We start from the raw sequence: 17,444 nt of genomic DNA, 5'->3' as shown, positions 1-17,444 counted from the left end.
TCCCCACGGACTTTAGTTAGTGGTCAGAAGAACCGTCAAGCCTCTCCAGGGCGGCGACGAGACGGTCCACGTCCGAGTGGTCCGTGTACGGCGCGAGGCCGACGCGGACCGCTCCGGCGGCGCCCAGACCGAGGTGACGAGCGGGCTCGTACGCGTAAAACGAACCGGCCGGCGCGTTCACCTTCGCCGCCGCCAACCGCTCGGCCACGGCCGCGGGCGTCCAGCCGTCCACAGTGAACAACAGAGTCGGCGTACGGCGTGCCGCGTGGCCGTAGAGCTTGATGCCAGGGATCGCCGCCAGCCGGGCCTCCAGCTCGTCCCGAAGGTTGTCTTCGTACTCCTCGACGAGCGCCAGCGAGCTCTGCAGACGCTCGCGCCGCGTCGCGCCGGCACCGCCGAGCCCGGCCAGGAAGTCCACGGCCGCGGTGGTCCCGGCGAGCAGTTCGTACGGCAGCGTGCCCAGCTCGAAGCGCTCCGGTACGACGTCCGTCGACGGCGCCAGCTTGTCCGGATGCAGCGTCTCGAGCAGCTCCGGCGACGCGGTCAGCGCCCCGAGATGCGGCCCGAAGAACTTGTACGGCGAGCAGACGTAGAAGTCGGCGTACGACGCGTCGACCGGCACGTGCGCGGTCAGGTGAACGCCGTCGACGTACAGCAGCGCCCCGACCTGATGGACGAGGTCGGCGATCCGGACGGTGTCCGGGCGGGTGCCGAGCAGGTTGGACGCGCCGGTGACCGCGACCAAGCGCGTGCGGTCGTTGAGCAGCGGCGTGATGTCGTCGAGCTCGGACGTCACGGTGTCGAAGCCGAGCCAGCGGACCGTCGCGCCGACCGCCTCCGCGGCCTGGACCCAGGGGCGGACGTTCGCGTCGTGGTCGAGCTTCGTGACGACGACCTCGTCACCGGGCTGCCAGGTCTTGGCGAGCGTCCGGGAGAAGTCGTAGGTCAGCTGAGTCATGCTGCGGCCGAACACGATGCCGCGTGGGTCGGTGCCGAGCAGGTCGGCGACCGCCTCCCGCGCACCGACGACGATCTCGTCGGCGCGGCGCTCGGCGGCGGTCAGCGTGCCGCGGTTGGCGACCGCGGAGGTCATCGTGGTGGCGACCGCGTCTGCGACCACCTGCGGGGTCTGCGAGCCGCCGGGACCGTCGAAGTGCGCGGCCCCTTCGTCGAGGGCGGGGAACTGCTTCCGGACAGCAACGACATCGAAGACACCCATGACGGTCATCCTCTCCCCCGCGCCACCCCGACGACCAGCGGTTGTCCATTTCCGCCGGGGGCTGCCCGATGGCGGGCAAATCTGTACAAGTTGTCCCCTCAGTAGTGCAGGATGTCAGGAGTGAGCACCGTTTCGACTACTGACCGGGCCGAGTCCGGAGTCCCCCTGCAGGCCTGGCTTCCGACGATGCTGGCCCTGGCGGCCATCTGGGGTTGCAGCTTCCTGTTCATCTCCGTCGGCGTCCGCGAGCTGCATCCGCTGTACCTGGCGCTCGGGCGGGTCGTCGCCGGGTCGCTGGTGCTGCTGACCATCCTGGCCGTGAAGCGCGAGTCGCTGCCGCGCGAGCCGCGGCTGTGGCTGCACTCGTTCGTCGTCGGTGCGATCGGGTCGGCGATCCCGTGGACGTTGTTCGGGTACGGCGAGCAGCGGATTCCGTCCCTCCTGGCGGGGATCTGGAACGGCATCACCCCGCTGGTCGTGTTGCCGATCGCCGTACTGGTCTTCCGGACCGAGAGGTTCTCGCTGCAGCGGGTGCTCGGGCTGATCATCGGGTTCGGCGGCATGCTCGTCGTACTGGGCGCGTGGAACGTGCAGGGTGGCGCGGACCTGACCGGTCAGGCGCTGTGCATGCTCGCGGCGGTCTTCTACGGGATCGCGGTCCCGTACCAGAAGCGGTTCATCGCCGGCACCACACTGTCCGGTACGGCGCTGTCCGCCAGCCTGCTGATCTGCGCGGCGGTCCAAATCGCGATCGTCGCGCCGATCGTGACCCGGGAGGCGCCGCCGGTGCCGTGGTCACTGTCGCTCGAGGTGGTCGCCAGCGTGGTCGCGCTGGGCGCGCTCGGTAGCGGGCTCGCGTTCGTGCTCAGCCTGCGCAACATCCGACTGATCGGCGCGAGCCGCTCGTCGATGGTGACCTACCTGATGCCGGTGTTCTCGATTCTGGTCGGCGTGATCGTGCTGAAGGAGCACATCACCTGGTACCAGCCGGTCGGCGCGCTGATCGTGCTGCTCGGGGTCGCGGTGTCGCAGGGTTTGCTGCGCAACCTGCGCCGGAGACCGACGCTCACCGCGGAGGCGTCAGCGGCGTAGGTTCGGTACCGCCGCGACGATGACGGCGACGAGGGCGAGCAGGGTCCCGGCGACGACCGGGAACGTGACGGCCTTGTCGGCGGCCGGGACGAACAGGTCGATGAACAGGCTGGCGATCAGCTGACCCGCGATCGTGCCCAGGCCGAGCACGAACACGCCCACCACGCGCACCACGGCTGCGGCGGCGCTGATGAAGATCACGCCGCACGCGCCGCCGAGGTACAGCCAGGGCTCGCTCGGCAGATGCTGCGGCGCGCCGCGCAAAGCGAGGTCGGCGACGAAGACGACAAGCAGTGCGACGAAGCCGACCAGGAAGTTGACCACGCCGGCCGCGAGAGCGCCGTACGCGTTCGGCGCGGCCGTGCGGGCGACTCGGCCGTTGATCGCCTGCTGGACCGCCGTACCGACGCCGCCGAGTGCGGGTAGTACGGCGAGCAGCAGGCCGTCGGGATGACTCAGCTGGGAGGACACCGCGAGTACGACGGCCCCGAGCGCGAGGACCGCACCGACGACGCGGAGGGTGGTGTAGGGCTGCGGGCCGGCCGGGCCGAAGCCGAGGCGGTCGACGACCAGGCTGCTGACCGCTTGGCCGGCGACGACCGCGACGGTGAAGACGGCGACGCCGATGACCGAGACGGTGATGGACTGCGTCGCGACCAGGTAGGCGCCTGCGAGTCCGCCGATGCATTGCCACCAGCGCAGGCCGCCGTACCCGCGCATGGGTGTGCGGATCTGGCGCCAGACGTTGGCGAGGGCGCGGCGGATCGGCGGGACGATTGCTGTACCGATCAATAGGATCAGCAGGCCGGAGCCGAACGAGACCAGCGCGGCCGCGACGCCGTCGGCGAGCACGTGCCCGAGCTCGCCGTTGAGGCGGGACTGGACCGCGACCAGCATCCCGATGCCGAACGCCGCGCTCAGACCGACGAACTGGTGGTGCTTGGTCGAGCGGGCAGGGCGGGTGGCGGTCGTTGTCACCCCTCTATCATGACCGTTCGTCGTCTTGCTCCTGACATCGGGTCCGTCAGGTGGTCCGCCGAATCAGTGCGAGATACATCGCATCGGTGCCGTGCAGGTGCGGCCACAGCTGTACGTCCGGCCCGTCGCCGAGGTCGTGCACGCCGGGGAACAGGTCCCGGGCGTCCTCCAGGGTGGCGTCGGCGCGGCGCTCGAGTACGGCGTCGACGACCGCGCGGGTCTCGTCGGGGTGGGGGGAGCAGGTGACGTAGGCCACCACGCCGCCCGGTCGGACCGAGGTGATCGCGGAGTCGAGGAGGTCCTCCTGGAGGGGGCGGAGCGCGATGACGTCTTCCGGCGTACGGCGCCAGCGGGCCTCCGGGCGGCGCCGGAGCGCGCCGAGACCGCTGCAGGGCACGTCGGCGAGCACCCGGTCGTAGGATGCCGCCGGCCAGGTCGGCTTGGTGCCGTCGCCGACCAGGACCTTGTGATCGCCCGGGATCGCCCGGAGGTTGGCCCGAACCAGGTCAGCCCGATGCTTGAGCGGCTCGACCGCCGTCAGCTGACCATCCCGCTGGTTGACCAACGCAGCCAGCAGAGCCGACTTCCCACCCGGCCCAGCACAGAGGTCGAGCCACTTGTCGTCCGAGCCGTCGACCGCCGCCGTCGCCAGCGCGGTCGCCACCAGCTGCGACCCCTCATCCTGAACACCGGCTCGCCCGGTAGCCACAGCCTCGATCCGGCCCGGATCCCCACCGTGAAGCACAGCCGCATACGGCGACCACCGCCCCCGGCTCGCCCCCGCCTCAACCAACTCATCCACCTCAGCAACCCCCGGCCGAGCCACCAACGTCACCCGAGGCGGCTCGTTGTCGGCGTCGAGAAGCGCTTCCAGATCACGGTCCAGCACCTCGGCGAACGCCTCGATCACCCACCGCGGGTGGGCTTTGGCGATTGCGAGGTGGCCGAAGGGGTCCTCGTCTGCGGGCGGGGCTACGGCTGCGATCCACTGGTTGAGGGTGCGTTGGCTGATTTTGCGGAGGACGGCGTTGACGAGGCCGCTGCGTTTCTGGCCGATCTCTGCGCGGGTGAGGGTGACCATCTCGCTGACCGCGGCGTAGGAGTCGACGCGCATGCGGAGGAGTTGGTGGGTGCCCAGGCGGAGGAGGTCGAGGAGCTCGGGGTCGAGATCGGCGAGCGGGCGCGACACGCTGCGGGCGAGGAAGGCGTCGTACGTGCCTTGCCAGCGGAGCGTGCCGTGCACGAGCTCGGTGCAGAACGCGGCATCCCGGCCGCCGAGGCGTTGGTCGCGGAGCGCCTTGTTGAGGACGAGGTTCGCGTAACCGCCCTCGGCGGTGACCTGCCGGATCACCTGGTACGCAACCCGCCGTACCCGATCCGGACGCCGCTGCGGCGCCCGATTACGCGGCGACCGATCACCCACCCGAAAACCCCAAGCGGTCCTCGTCGGTGAGGCGGACGCCGCGGGCCCAGTCGGCCGCGGCCATCGGCTTCTTGCCCTGCGGCTGAACCGTCACCAGCTCGACCGCCTTGCTCCCAGTGCCGACCTTCACACTCGACTTGGTCGCCTGCAGCTCGCCCGGCTTCAGCTCCTCATCGGTGAGATGTACGGCGAGCACCTTCAACCGCTCGCCGCGGAACGTCGTCCACGCCCCCGGCGCCGGATTGCAGCCGCGCACCAGCCGGTCCACCCGCTGCGCCGGCGCACTCAGGTCCAACGCGGCGTCCTCGACCGTGATCTTCGGCGCCAGCGTGACACCGTCGGTCGGCTGCTCCCGTGCCTCGAGCACACCCGCCTCGACCCCGTCCAGCGTGTCGACCAGCAGCTTCGCTCCGGACACCGCCAGCCGGGTGAGCAGGTCGCCGGACGTGTCCTCGGGCCCGATCGGCTCAGTCAGCACGCCGTATACCGGACCGGCATCGAGCGCCTTCACGATCCGGAACGTGCTCGCCCCGGTCACGTCGTCGCCGGAGATGATCGAGTGCTGCACCGGCGCGGCGCCCCGCCAGGCCGGCAGCACCGAGAAGTGCAGGTTGATCCAGCCGTGCTCGGGGATGTCCAGCGCCGCCTGCGGCAACAGGCCGCCGTACGCGACGACCGGGCAGCAGTCCGGCGCGAGCTCGGTCAGCCGGGCCAGGAACTCCGGGTCGCTGGGCTTGACCGGCTTCAGCACCTCGATGCCGAGCTCCTCGGCCAGCTGGGCGACCGGCGAGGCGACCAGTCTGCGGCCGCGGCCGGCCGGCGCGTCCGGGCGGGTGATGACGGCAACCACTTCGTGGCGGCTGGCAACGATCGCCTGCAGGGCGGTGACGGCGGGTTCCGGGGTTCCGGCGAAGACGACTCTCACAGGCCGAATCCGTTCGCTCCGAAGGCACTCGCCCCGAGACCGTTCGCCCCGAAGCCGTCCGGTCCGTGCGGCGAGACCTTCACGGTCGGCGTCCCGCCGAGGCCGGACCAGTCCGCCTCCCGGATCGCCTTCATCGCCTGCTTGCGGGTGTCGGTGTCGAGCCGGTCGATGAACAGCACGCCGTCCAGGTGGTCGGTCTCGTGCTGGATGCACCGGGCCAGCAGGTCGGAGCCCTCGATCACCACCGGGTCGCCGTACATGTTGAAGCCCTTGGCGATCACCGACAGGGCGCGGCGGCAGTCGAAGGTGAGGCCGGGGATGGACAGGCAGCCCTCCGGGCCGAACTGCTCGTCGTCGGACAGCGTCAGCTGCGGGTTGACCAGGTGCCCGAGCTCACCGTCGATGTTCCAGGTGAACACGCGCAGGCCGACGCCGATCTGGGGCGCTGCCAGACCCGAGCCGGGCGCGGCCACCATCGTGTCGGTCAGGTCCTGGACCAGGCGCCGCAGCTCGGCGTCGAAGTCGACCACCGGCGCCGCCTTGGTGGTCAGGACGGGGTCGCCGAACAGGCGGATGGGTGTGACCGACAACAGACTCTCCACAGCGTTCCACGGACCGGGACCCGGCAAGTCTAGTTGGCGCCACGGGGTGGTTCGGGCGGGAGGTCCCTCTCCCCGTTGTTGCCACAAGCACGTACTGTGGTCTCAGGCGTACCTACAGTCACATTCGTCACACGCCCAACGGGAGACCCAATGCTCACAGCAGCACGGGGGGCAACTCTGATCATCCTGGGTGCACTACTGACCCAGGCACCCCTCACAGCCTTCGCGTTCGCACCGCGTGAACCGTCAGCGCCCGCCGCCGCGCCTTCCACGCCCGCCCCGGAGCCCTCCACGCCGGCCTCGGAGCCTGCCGCCGCGCGCTCCTGGAGTGATGTGGTGAAGCAGGTCACCGAGACGTCGCCCGACGACCTGGAGCTGCGGTCGGCCGACAGCTCGGCGCAGGCGTCGTCGATCCTGCGGTGCTTCAAGCTCGAGGAGGAGAACTACTGTCTCGGGCTGGGCTTCGTCGACCAGGTGCCGAGCGGGGCTCAGGTGCAGGAGTTGATGGCGGCGCCGAGAGTGCGCGCCGACGGCGAGGTCGGGGTCGAGGAGGACATCCCCACGGGTGATCTGACCCCACAGGCCTTCGTCGCCGAGCGGGCGTCGATGACGAAGAGTGTCCGGGTGAGCACCGAGCTCGACGAGATGCAAGCCGCCTGGGACGGCCGGGACAAGGCTCGCGCCTTGCGGCTGCTCGACGAGAACGCAGACACGAGGACCGGCACGGACGCGGTGACCCCGACCACGACTCCGACCACGACTCCGACCACGACTCCAACCCCGGCACCGACGCCTTCACCGACCCGTACGGCGCCTTCGACGGGGACGCCGACGCTGGTGCCGAGTCCGAGGCCGGTGAAGTTGCCGGGGTCGTCGTACATCATGAAGGGGTTCCAGACCTCGCAGGAGAAGGGGTTCTGGTGTGGTCCGGCGACCTTCCAGTCGATCGACTGGGCCGACGACAACCAGCGCGACACCCAGGCGTCCTGGGCCAAGGACCTCGGTACGACGTCGTCCGGCACCGCGATCACCGCGATGGTCAAGCAGACCAACCTGAAGACGAACTGGGATCTCGCGGCCGGCACCTACATCGTGCAGAGCGTCGGCCACTGGAACGCGCAGAAGTTCTTCACCGTGCACCAGAACCACCTCGGCGACGGGCAGCCGGCGCCGATCATCGAGCACACCCAACTGCTGAAGCGCTACTTCCCGTACCTGGCGTTCAACCACAGCGGCCACTACCAGGTCGGCCGCGGCTACGACAAGGCGAAGGGCACGATCGCGATCTTCGAGGTGTTCAACGAGCGCCGGTTCACCAGCCGCGGCAACGTCACCGACGGCCCGAAGAACATTCCGGCGACCGCCCTGTTCAACGCGACCCTGGCCAACTCCTTCCAGAACATCGGCCTCTGACTCCATGCGCCGTACTCCCCTGGCGGCCCTCGCCGTCGTCCTGCTCGCCGCCGGCTGCTCGTCCAACCCGGAGAGCACGAGCAGCCCGTCGAGCACCCCGCCGAGCACCTCCACCAGCCCCAGCAAGACGCCGTCGGTGGACACCAGCCCGCCGAAGTGGACGAAGGTGCTGCGGCAACCGGTCGACGGGCTGCACCTGGTCACCCAGCAACGCAAGTACGTCGTCACCCGCGGCAGCGACGAGGCCGGCATCACCACCGTGACGGACCGGGCCAGCAAGAAGGTCGTCGTCCGGCACGTCCCGGCGGCCGGTTTCGTCGCCCAGTCGCCGGTCGTGATCGACGACCGCTGGGCGCTGATCGAGGACATCCGCTCGGACGGCCCGAATCCCGAGATCAAGGTCGTCCGCTACGACCTGACCACCGGACGCCCGGCCGGCCTCGGCCGCCTCCCCCGAGTCTCCGAACCGGAGATCGGCGCGAACGACGCGACCTTCGCCTACAGCTCCACCGACGCGAAGAACCGGTCCTGCCTGATCGTCGCCGACCTCGCGACCCTGGCGTCGCGCACCGTCGGCTGCGTCGCGGCGCCCGGCTACATCGCAGATCCAGTGGTCTCGGCCGACAGCGTCACGTACAGCGAGATCGCCGCGCCGGAGACCAGCCGCCGCTGCAAGCGCATCCTGGTCGCCTCACTGACCGGCGGCGCAGCCCGCCCGGTGCCGGCGGCAACCAATTGCCTGCAGTGGAGCGGCGCCTCACTCGGCGGGGCGACGGTCTGGTCCGAGGTCGCCGCCTCCGACCCGGACCAGTACCAGAGCAAGGCGTACGTCCGGGAGTCCGCCGACTCCCCCACCCGGGCCCTCGGCGCGATCGTCACCGACACGATCATTGCCTGCGGCCACTGGATCTTCTGGGAGACCAGGACCGTCGCCGACGGCAACGAGGCCTACCAGATCAACCGCTGGCGACCCGGCCTGGCCCAGCCGCAGCGCATCTACACCGGCGAGCCCGGCACGGCGCTGACTCCGCTGACCTGCCAGGACGACGTCGTGTACGTCGAGGCCGCCCAGCTCGCGACGACCCCGTCGTACACCGAAGCCTTCTCCGCGCCGGCTACCTGAGCGGCAGCCCGCGCGCGGACAACTGCTCCCGAAGCTGTGCGGCGCCGGTGAACAACTCGGCGTCGAGGCCGACCGCGCGGGCGCCGTCGACGTTGTACTGCACGTCGTCGGTGTAGAAGGTGCGCGCCGCGTCCAGGCCGAACCGCTCCAGCAGGATCCGGTAGATCTTCTCGTCCGGCTTCACGGTCTGCTCGACACCGGACACCACCTCACCGTCGAAGCCGGTCAGGACCGGGAACGTCTCCTTGGCGATCTCCCACTTCTCCGCGGAGAAGTTGGTCAGCGCGTAGTTCGGGATGCCCAGCTCCCGGAGCTCGGTGACGAGCTCGACGGTGTCCTCGAACAGGCCCTTGACCATCTGCAGCCAGCCGGTGTCGTACGCCTCGATCCACTCGGCGTGCTCGGGGTGCAGCGCGGTCAGCTCGGCGACTGCCTCCTCCCACGGACGGCCGGCGTCCTGCTGCTGGTTCCACTCCCGGGTCGTCACCTTGGTCAAGAACCAGCTCCGCTGCTGCTCGTCCGGGATCAGGTCGGCGTACAGATAGTCCGGGTTCCAGTCCAGCAACACCCCACCGATGTCGAACACCACCACGTCGATCGTCCGCTCCGTCATGCCCGCAACCCTATGCGAACGGCGCCGCCGCCTTCACGGTCCGCAGGACCGGCACGGTCTCCAGTGCGGTGACCGATTCCAGTGCGCCGAGGCGCTCGGTCAGGTAGGTGTGCAGGGCATCGGGGCTGGCGCACAACGCGTGCGCGACCAGGTTGGTGCGTCCGGTGGTGGCTGCGACGAAGGCGAGCTCGTCGTGCTCGCTCAGTGCGCGTCCGACCGCGTCGATGTGGGCTGGAGCTACGGAGAGCCACAGCATCGCGCTCGTGGTCACGCCGAGCATCGCCGGGTCGACGTCCACGTCGAAGAAGAGCGCACCGCTGTGCTGCAACTCGTCGAGCCGACGGGCGACAGTCGTGGCTGTCCAGCCGGTGCGTACGGCGAGATCGGCAAGCGTCGCACGTCCGTCCTGGCCGAGGGCGGCGAGCAGCTCGTGGTCGCCCAAGCCGAGGGACCGCGCCGAGGAACGGGCCGGGTCGGGAACCGTCGCCGGCGCCAGGAGGGCGAGCTCCTGGTCCTGAGTCAGGCTCTTGGCGCGGCCGCGCCACGCGGCTGGGCCGCCGATGTAGACGTGCAGGAGGTAGTGCGCCGACACCGACGTGATGCCCGTCGTCCGCGGGATGTCGTGCAGCAGGAGCGTGTTCCCGTCGCTCGGTGTGGTGTGGACGATCGCCATGATCTCGGTCCCGCCCGAGGCCAGCTTGATCCAGCTCGTGTCCGGCCGCCGGGCGAGCGCCGCCGCCAGATCCTGCGCCGCCTGAGGCGTCGCTGTCAGCCGAACGAGCCACTGCGCGCGCCCCGCGTGCTGCGGATCTGGAAGGCCGACCACCCGCAGGCCTGCCTCGGCCCGCAGCCGGTTGTAGCGCCGCGCCACCGTCTGCGTGGAGACCCCGAGCACGGATCCGATCCGGCTGTACGGCGCCCGCCCGTCCAGCTGCAGCGCATGGATCAGGCCCTGGTCGATCTCGTCCAGCATGTGAAGATCATCGCCCAGACGGCCAGTCGATGGAAGATATCCGCAACCTGGTCGCGCTGCATGGAGAATCACGCCGCGCCCCGGCGATCGTGCGGTCATGAAGACACGTTGGATCGGGCTGATCGCCCTCCTGGTCGCAGAGGCCATGAATCTCCTGGACGCCACGATCGTCCAGGTCGCCGCACCGGTGATCCACGCGGACCTCGGCGGTCGTGCGTCGGACATCCAGTGGTTCAGCGCGGCGTACACCCTCCCCTTCGCCGCGCTGCTGATCACCGGCGGCCGGCTCGGCGACCGCTTCGGCCGCCGCCGGCTCTTCCGGGTCGGGATCGCCGTCTTCGTGGCCACCTCCACGCTGTGCGCTCTGGCGACCCAGTCCGCCGTACTGATCGGCGCCCGAGCGGTCCAGGGCGCCGCGGCCGCGCTGGTGATCCCGCAGACGATCGGGCTGATCCGGAGCAGCTTCGACGAGTCGGAACTGTCCAAAGCACTCGGCACTATCGGCCCGGTGATGGGTCTGGCCGGGATCTCCGGACCGTTGCTCGGCGGCTTCATCACCGATCTCAGCTCATGGCGAGCCGTGTTCGTCGTCAACGTGCCGCTCGGCATCGCCGTACTGGCGCTGGCTCACCTGCTCCCCGAGTCGCGCGCACCACAGCGCCCCGGCCTCGACCTGATCGGCACCGTCCTGCTCTCGATCGGTACGGCGCTGGTCGTCTACCCGATCCTGCAGTCGCGGGACTGGCTCCTGCTGCCGGTCGGCGTCGCCGTCCTAGGACTCACGGTCCTCCAGCAGTCACGGTCGAAGGCGCGACTCGTCGAACTGAGCGTGTTCCGGAACAGTGGTTTCGGCGCTGCGCTCATCACGTCGACGCTGTTCTTCGCGGTGATGAGTGGGCTGACGCTGGTCGTCGTACTGCATCAGCAACTCACGCTGCACGAGAGTGTCATGCGGTCCAGCCTGGTGCTGCTGCCGTGGTCGGCCGTCTCCGGGATTTCGGCGTGGGTCGCCGGTCAGTGGCTGATCGGGCGGTTCGGTTCGCGGCTCATGTACGTCGGCCTCGGCGTGCTGCTCGTCGGCGTACTCAGCGCTCACCTGTGGTTGTTGCCGGCACTCGCCCTGTGTGGCGCCGGGGTCGGGCTGTTCACGACCGCGTTCTTCACCGAGGCACTGCACCGAGTGCAGCCACAGGAGACCGGATCGGCGGCAGGGCTGCTGAACGCGGTCCAGCAGTTCGGCGGGACGCTCGGTGTCGCCGGGCTGGGCACGATCTTCCTGCACCACCCGGCGACCCTCGATCGGTCGTTCTGGGTCGCGACCGCGGCCGTCGCGGCGACGGTCGCGACCGCTCACGTCATGCGGTCGCCGCGTTCGCGGCGGCTCGAGCGTGCAGCGCCGGAGCCAGCGCGAACTGCCCGATGAAGATCAGCACCCCCAGCAACGCACAGCCGAGCCAGGTGGCGGTCGGGCCGAAGGTATCCAGCGCGTTGGCGCCGGCCAGCGGCCCGACCACCGCGCCGACACCGAACGCCATCCCGGACATGCCCATGTACCCGCCCCGCAGGTCGACTGGAGCGAGGTCCGCAAACACCGCGCCGATCACCGCGGCGAACCCGATCTCGCCGATCGTCCACACCACGACCGACAGCCCGTAGCCCCACCAGTCGTGCACGACCGCGCCGAGGCCGAAGCCCAGACCGACGACCAGCATCGAGGCCGCGAGCAGCTTCGGCCGGTCGAACTTCGCCAGCCGCTTGCCGAGGAACGGCTGGACCAGCACGATCACCACGCCGTTCAGCGCGATCACCAGCCCGTACGTCGAGGACGGCAGGCCGTCGTCCGCCATCGCCAGCGGCAGCGTCGAGTAGCCCTGGAAGTAGATGGTGGCGTAGCCGATCTGGAGCAGGACCATCAGCAGGAACACGGTGTCTCGGAGCGCCACCGGCAGCAGCGAGCGGCGCGACACGCCCTCGTCCAGGGCCGGACGGGTCTCCGGGACCATCGTCCAGATCACCAGGCCGGCGATCACCGACGTACCGGCGTTCAGCCAGAAGAGCAGGCCGTAACCGACCGACGCCAGCACGCCGGCGCTGACGGTCGAGACGGAGAAGCCCAGGTTGATCGCCCAGAACAGCAGACCGTACGCGCGGACCCGCTCGCCCGGCTGGAGCAGGTCGGCCACCGTCGCCTGGACGGCCGGGCGGAACAGGTCACCGAGCAGGCCGACCACGAACGCGGCGGCCCAGATCATCACCATCGACCGGGCCGACCCGAGCAGGATGAGCGCGGCAGCGGTCCCGAAGAAGCACGCCAGCATCGTGACCCGGCGGCCGACGCGGTCGGCCAGCCAGCCGCCGACGAGCTGCGAGGCGACCGAGCCGGCGCCGACTGCGGCCGCCACGGCGCCCGCCGTACCGGCCGAGAGGAGGCGGTCCTGGGTCAGGTAGAGGACGAGGAACGGCTGGACGAAGCTGCCCAGCCGGTTGACCAGCTGGCAGACCCAGAGCGCCCAGAACGCCCGCGGCAGCGCGGGAGCAGGCGTGGCGACAGCGGCGGTGGCACTCATGACGACAACTCTGAAGGCCGGCCGGAGAGGTGTCGACGATTAGTCCCAGGACTAATCGGTTAGGCTGGCGAGGTGATCACGATCAGGTTGAACGCCGAGGACGTGGGCCGGATCCGGTTCGCGCTGTCGCCGGTCTGGGAGGCAGTCACCAGCGTGCGGGCGCTGAGCAACAACCCGGCCCGCAGCGTGCACGCGCCGTGGATGCAGAAGGTCTGCCCGATCATCGACGGACCGGACCTGACATTGCTGAAGGCCCTCATTCCGCCGGTCGGCTACATCCCGGACTTCATCACGCCGGCGCCGCCGCGCCGGACCACCAGCCTGGAGTCCGGCCTGGCCGCGATCGCCGCCACGCCGCACCACCTGGTCACCGACGAGCTCGGCAGGCTGCACCACGAGACCCCGCACCCGCTGCTGCCCGACCTGGTCGCGCACCCGGCCAAGGCGCTCGACCTGATCACGTCCGCGCTGGAGAGCTACTGGCGGCGGGCGATCGAGCCGGACTGGCGGCGGATGCGGGCGCTGCTGCAGGAGGACCTGGCGTTCCGGCTGGACGAGCTGGCGGCCGGCGGGATCGAGCGGCTGTTCCGCAACCTGCACCCGTCGATCCGGTTCAGCGTCAGCCGGATCGAGATCGACCGGCCGTTCGTCTGTGACGGCGAGCCGATGGCCGGGCAGGGCGTGCTGCTGGTGCCGAGCGTGTTCAGCTGGCCCGCCGGCCTGTCGGTGACCGCGGCGCCGTACGTGCCGACGATCACCTACCCGCCGCGCGGCCTCGGGCGACTCTGGGAGGACCGGCAGGACACCACCGACTCACCGCTCGCGGACCTGGTCGGCCGGACCCGCGCGGCGATCGTCAGCCACCTCGACCTGCCGATGTCGACCACGCACCTGGCGCACCAGCTCGGGGTCTCGGCGCCCACGCTGAGCGTGCACCTCAGCATCCTGCGCAGTGCCGGCCTGGTCGACTCCCGCCGCGACGGCCGCGCCGTGCTCTATCACCGCACCGCGCTGGGCACTCAGCTGCTCACCGCAGCCACTCCCCTGGCCTCTACCGCTTAGCCAAAGCTCGGCGGGTCAACCTGGACGCGCACTGACCCCGGGTTCTTCTTCGTGGTGCGCGCAGCTTGCGCTTCCTTCAAAGCACGAGCTAGCGCCGACCCGGCTGCTCGCGGCGTTCGCACGACAGCTCGGACCGTCTCGTCGTCGACGTCCACCGGCCCCAGCACCTCGAGCCCAGCGGTTGCCGGAAGCAACTGTCGTAGCCGGCCGATGAGATCGTTCACCGCCTCGGACGGCCCCGTGAGCTCGGCCAACTTCGCCGCCGGCGCCAGCCGGGCCGCCCGGCGCTCCTCCACCTCCCGCGCCGCGAACCCCTCCGGACTCCACCGCACCACCGCCTGCAACGGCAACGCGGACGGCTCACCCACCAAGATGACCGTGCCGGTGTGCCGGACGAGCGCCGCCGCGTTGAACCATCGCCGCACAGCCTCCTCCGGTGCCCGCAGATCCGGCCGAGCCAGCATCAGCCACGTGTCCAGCAGCAATGCGGCGCTGTACCCACCTTCCGCGACCGGCTCGGCTCCCGGTGTGCTCACGATCAGCGCCGGCGTGTCCGACACGACGTCGAGCATGTTGTCGCCACCCGACGTACGCACGACCAATCCGGGGAACGCCCGGCCCAGCTCCTCCGCCGTACGACGGGCGCCGACAACGGCAGCGCGCATCCGGGTGTCACCGCATTCCGGGCACCGGTGGTCGGTCGCCGGCCGGCCGCACACGCTGCAGCTCGCCGGACCGGATCCGCCAGTACGGCGCAAGGTCCCGCCACATGTCGTGCAGCGCGACGGAGCCCGGCAGGTCTGGCACACCAGGCTCGGCAGGTATCCCGCCCGAGGCACCTGCACCAGCACCGGCCCGGACCGCAGGCCCTCTCGCGCGATCTCGAACGCACGGTGCGGCAGCCGCGCCGCGCGCGCCCCCGGATCCCGGGCGAGATCGGTGTCCGACTCCCCCGCGATGTGCACCGCGGGAGCGGCGGCCCGAATCACCTGCCGGTCCGCGATCAACTCCGCCGCGAACCCGGACTCCAGCAACGCCGCCGCCTCGACCGACCGCGCGAACCCACCGAGCAAAGCGGCACACTGCTGCCGGTACGCCCGCAACAACAGAACCTCCCGGGCATGCGGGTACGGCGCGCGCGGCTCGGCGTACGAGTCGTCGCCGTCGTCCCACAACGCGACCAGCCCGAGATTCGCCACCGGCGCGAACGCTGCTGCCCGCGTCCCGATCACCACCCGCGCACACCCTCGGAGCGTCGCGAGAAAGGCTCGGTAGCGAGCGGTCGGCCCGAGATCCGCCGACAACTTGACGAACCCGGTCTCGCCGAGAACCGCCGTACAGGCCGATGCCAACCGCTCGAGATCCCGGGCATCCGGCACGAGCAGCAACGCACCACGCCCCGACGCCGCACACACCGCCGCAGCCTGCGCGAACGCGAGCGCCCAATCAGCCCCAGGTACGGCGGTCCAGATCGCGCGCGGCGCCTCCGACCGAGCCACCGCATCCAGGAAGCCGGCCGGGTACGGCGACCACTCCGAACGCGACGTGGACAGCGGCGGCAGCGCGGGCTGGTTGCAGCGCAGCGGCTCGCCCTCGACCTTCGCATGCCGGGGCGGGACGGCCAGGCGGGTCACATCCGCGAAGACCCCGGCGTACCGATCCGCGACCGCGCGACAGAGGTCGGCGATCTCCGGCGTCAGCACCTGCTCCGGCGAGACCACCTTCCGGATCCGGGCCAGCTTGCCGTCGTGGTCGGAGGACTCGAGCCGCTCCAGGACGAACCCGTCCAGGTCCTTGCCGGCGAAGCGGATCTTCACCCGGGCGCCCGGCTGCGCGGAATCGGCCAGGTCGTCCGGCACGAGGTAGTCGAACGGCCGGTCCAGGTGCGGCAGCGAGACGTCGACCGCGATCCGGGCCACCGGCAACGACGAGGTGATCCCGGCCGGTTCCTTGGTCCGGGACTTGCGAACGGTGTCCCGCAGCAGCGTCAGCTGCTCCGGGGAGTCTCCGTTCGATGTCACCGGAAAACTCTAGACGGCCGGGACGACAGTGCGTGGGAATGCCGCGACCCGGCTGTGGACAACAGCCGGGTCGCAGGCAGAACGGAGTTACTTGTTGATCGCGGCCTTGAGCTCCTCGACCCGGTCGGTGCGCTCCCAGGTGAAGTCCTCGCCGGTGCGGCCGAAGTGGCCGTTGCGCGCGGTCTGGGCGTAGATCGGCCGGAGCAGGTCCAGGTCCCGGATGATCGCGGCCGGCCGCAGGTCGAACACCTCGCGGACCGCGTCGCTGATCTGGGCCACCGGCACCTTCTCGGTGCCGAAGGTGTCGACGTAGAAGCCGACCGGCGCGGCCTTGCCGATCGCGTACGCGACCTGGCACTCGACCCGGTCCGCCAGCCCCGCGGCGACGATGTTCTTGGCCACCCAGCGCATCGCGTACGCCGCCGAGCGGTCCACCTTCGACGGGTCCTTGCCGGAGAACGCGCCGCCGCCGTGCCGGGCCATTCCGCCGTAGGTGTCGATGATGATCTTCCGGCCGGTGAGGCCGGCGTCGCCCATCGGGCCGCCGATCTCGAACCGCCCGGTCGGGTTCACCAGCAGCTTGTAGCCGGTCGAGTCGATGTCGAACTGCTCGAGCACCGGGTCGACGACGTGCTTCTTGATGTCCGGGGTCAGCATCGAGTCCAGGCTGATGTCGGCCGCGTGCTGGCTGGACACCACCACGGTGTCGATCCGGACCGCCTTGTCACCGTCGTACTCGACCGTGACCTGGGTCTTGCCGTCCGGGCGCAGGTAGGCCATCGTGCCGTCCTTGCGGACCTCGGACAGCCGCGCCGACAGCCGGTGCGCGATGGTGATCGGCAGCGGCATCAGCTCCGGCGTCTCGTTCGACGCGTAGCCGAACATCAGGCCCTGGTCCCCCGCCCCCTGCAGGTCCAGAGCGTCCTGGGACGCGTCCGCGCGCGTCTCGTACGCCGTGTCGACGCCCTGCGCGATGTCCGCCGACTGACTGCCGATGGCCACCGTGACACCACAGGACGCGCCGTCGAACCCCTTCAGCGAGGAGTCGTAGCCGATCTCGAGGATGCGCGCCCGCACGATCCCCGGGATGTCGACGTACGCCGACGTGGTGACCTCACCTGCGACCACGACCAGCCCCGTGGTGACCAGGGTCTCGACCGCGACGCGGCTCTTCGGGTCCTCGGCCAGCAACGCGTCGAGGATGGAGTCGCTGATCTGGTCAGCGATCTTGTCCGGGTGACCCTCGGTCACCGACTCGGACGTGAAAAGGCGGCTCGCCACAATTCTCCCTCGGATTCCTCTTGTGCCGCGCGACTGTGACCACGAACCGCAGCTACAACCGCACGATCCCCCCATGCACCGGCGGATGGCGATGCATCTGGGAAGTATGCCAGCAGTTTTCCCCGCAGTCCCGGTGACGCTCCGAATCCGTC

General features: G+C 70.2%; 15 protein-coding genes. 5 read left to right on the top strand and 10 right to left on the bottom strand.

The annotated features are described in order from the left end of the window. Nucleotides 1–16: 16 nt before the first annotated feature. Complete coding sequence (locus tag AB0H36_RS29465; protein ID WP_360530521.1) at nucleotides 17–1,219, bottom strand: cysteine desulfurase-like protein; 1,203 nt, start codon at nucleotides 1,217–1,219, stop codon at nucleotides 17–19. Between the two features lie 120 nt (nucleotides 1,220–1,339). Between AB0H36_RS29465 and AB0H36_RS29460 the strand changes: the two genes are divergently transcribed. Next, nucleotides 1,340–2,311, top strand: a complete 972-nt coding sequence (locus AB0H36_RS29460) for a DMT family transporter (protein ID WP_360530518.1) — start codon at nucleotides 1,340–1,342, stop codon at nucleotides 2,309–2,311. On the opposite strand, the gene AB0H36_RS29455 is transcribed toward AB0H36_RS29460, so the two are convergent. From AB0H36_RS29455 to def, 4 genes are read right to left on the bottom strand one after another with little or no spacing between them, the layout of a single operon-like run. Continuing rightward, nucleotides 2,300–3,289, bottom strand: coding sequence for a DMT family transporter (locus AB0H36_RS29455; protein ID WP_360530515.1), 990 nt, complete (start codon nucleotides 3,287–3,289; stop codon nucleotides 2,300–2,302). The two genes, AB0H36_RS29460 and AB0H36_RS29455, sit on opposite strands and share 12 nt — an antisense overlap. Before the next feature lie 46 nt (nucleotides 3,290–3,335). Beyond that, complete coding sequence (locus tag AB0H36_RS29450) at nucleotides 3,336–4,712, bottom strand: transcription antitermination factor NusB (RefSeq protein ID WP_360530512.1); 1,377 nt, start codon at nucleotides 4,710–4,712, stop codon at nucleotides 3,336–3,338. Then, nucleotides 4,705–5,637, bottom strand: a complete 933-nt coding sequence (gene fmt, locus AB0H36_RS29445; RefSeq protein ID WP_360530509.1) for a methionyl-tRNA formyltransferase — start codon at nucleotides 5,635–5,637, stop codon at nucleotides 4,705–4,707. The genes AB0H36_RS29450 and fmt overlap by 8 nt, the downstream gene beginning before the upstream one ends. After that, complete coding sequence (def, locus tag AB0H36_RS29440; protein ID WP_360530506.1) at nucleotides 5,634–6,227, bottom strand: peptide deformylase; 594 nt, start codon at nucleotides 6,225–6,227, stop codon at nucleotides 5,634–5,636. Before def ends, fmt begins: the two co-directional genes overlap by 4 nt. Nucleotides 6,228–6,575: 348 nt before the next feature. Between def and AB0H36_RS29435 the strand changes: the two genes are divergently transcribed. Both AB0H36_RS29435 and AB0H36_RS29430 read left to right on the top strand, forming a co-directional pair. Then, a complete protein-coding gene (locus tag AB0H36_RS29435) occupies nucleotides 6,576–7,652 on the top strand; it encodes a C39 family peptidase (protein ID WP_360530503.1) in 1,077 nt (358 codons plus the stop codon). Between the two features lie 4 nt (nucleotides 7,653–7,656). Further along, the gene (locus AB0H36_RS29430; protein WP_360530500.1) at nucleotides 7,657–8,775 is read left to right on the top strand and encodes a hypothetical protein; all 1,119 of its coding nucleotides are present in this window, start codon (nucleotides 7,657–7,659) and stop codon (nucleotides 8,773–8,775) included. Here AB0H36_RS29430 and AB0H36_RS29425 read toward each other — a convergent pair. Both AB0H36_RS29425 and AB0H36_RS29420 read right to left on the bottom strand, forming a co-directional pair. Continuing rightward, complete coding sequence (locus tag AB0H36_RS29425; protein ID WP_360530497.1) at nucleotides 8,768–9,388, bottom strand: HAD family phosphatase; 621 nt, start codon at nucleotides 9,386–9,388, stop codon at nucleotides 8,768–8,770. The genes AB0H36_RS29430 and AB0H36_RS29425 overlap by 8 nt on opposite strands. A 10-nt stretch (nucleotides 9,389–9,398) precedes the next feature. Further along, complete coding sequence (locus AB0H36_RS29420; protein WP_360530494.1) at nucleotides 9,399–10,361, bottom strand: AsnC family transcriptional regulator; 963 nt, start codon at nucleotides 10,359–10,361, stop codon at nucleotides 9,399–9,401. Nucleotides 10,362–10,458: 97 nt separating this feature from the next. Between AB0H36_RS29420 and AB0H36_RS29415 the strand changes: the two genes are divergently transcribed. Beyond that, complete coding sequence (locus AB0H36_RS29415) at nucleotides 10,459–11,784, top strand: MFS transporter (protein ID WP_360530491.1); 1,326 nt, start codon at nucleotides 10,459–10,461, stop codon at nucleotides 11,782–11,784. Here AB0H36_RS29415 and AB0H36_RS29410 read toward each other — a convergent pair. Further along, nucleotides 11,717–12,928 carry an MFS transporter gene (locus tag AB0H36_RS29410; protein ID WP_360530488.1) on the bottom strand — a complete coding sequence of 404 codons (1,212 nt, stop codon included), beginning with the start codon at nucleotides 12,926–12,928 and terminating at the stop codon, nucleotides 11,717–11,719. The genes AB0H36_RS29415 and AB0H36_RS29410 overlap by 68 nt on opposite strands. Before the next feature lie 72 nt (nucleotides 12,929–13,000). Between AB0H36_RS29410 and AB0H36_RS29405 the strand changes: the two genes are divergently transcribed. Then, a complete protein-coding gene (locus AB0H36_RS29405) occupies nucleotides 13,001–13,990 on the top strand; it encodes a helix-turn-helix domain-containing protein (protein ID WP_360530485.1) in 990 nt (329 codons plus the stop codon). On the opposite strand, the gene AB0H36_RS29400 is transcribed toward AB0H36_RS29405, so the two are convergent. Continuing rightward, nucleotides 13,987–16,011: a primosomal protein N' gene (locus AB0H36_RS29400; RefSeq protein ID WP_360530482.1), complete on the bottom strand. Its 2,025-nt coding sequence runs from the start codon at nucleotides 16,009–16,011 to the stop codon at nucleotides 13,987–13,989. The genes AB0H36_RS29405 and AB0H36_RS29400 overlap by 4 nt on opposite strands. A gap of 87 nt (nucleotides 16,012–16,098) precedes the next feature. Then, nucleotides 16,099–17,292 carry a methionine adenosyltransferase gene (metK, locus tag AB0H36_RS29395; RefSeq protein ID WP_360530479.1) on the bottom strand — a complete coding sequence of 398 codons (1,194 nt, stop codon included), beginning with the start codon at nucleotides 17,290–17,292 and terminating at the stop codon, nucleotides 16,099–16,101. Nucleotides 17,293–17,444: the final 152 nt, after the last annotated feature.

The organism is Kribbella sp. NPDC050820 (genome assembly GCF_040653975.1).
In the GTDB taxonomy this organism is placed as follows: domain Bacteria; phylum Actinomycetota; class Actinomycetes; order Propionibacteriales; family Kribbellaceae; genus Kribbella.
The sequence above is the reverse complement of the archived record's forward strand: the minus strand, read 5'-3'. Positions and strand labels throughout refer to the sequence as shown.

Coding starts and splice junctions, on each gene's coding strand:
- AB0H36_RS29430 (WP_360530500.1), top strand. CDS start 7,657: ATGCGCCGTACTCCCCTGGCGGCCCTCGCCGTCGTCCTGCTCGCCGCC.
- AB0H36_RS29415 (WP_360530491.1), top strand. CDS start 10,459: ATGAAGACACGTTGGATCGGGCTGATCGCCCTCCTGGTCGCAGAGGCC.
- AB0H36_RS29425 (WP_360530497.1), bottom strand. CDS start 9,388: ATGACGGAGCGGACGATCGACGTGGTGGTGTTCGACATCGGTGGGGTG.
- AB0H36_RS29465 (WP_360530521.1), bottom strand. CDS start 1,219: ATGGGTGTCTTCGATGTCGTTGCTGTCCGGAAGCAGTTCCCCGCCCTC.
- AB0H36_RS29410 (WP_360530488.1), bottom strand. CDS start 12,928: ATGAGTGCCACCGCCGCTGTCGCCACGCCTGCTCCCGCGCTGCCGCGG.
- AB0H36_RS29420 (WP_360530494.1), bottom strand. CDS start 10,361: ATGCTGGACGAGATCGACCAGGGCCTGATCCATGCGCTGCAGCTGGAC.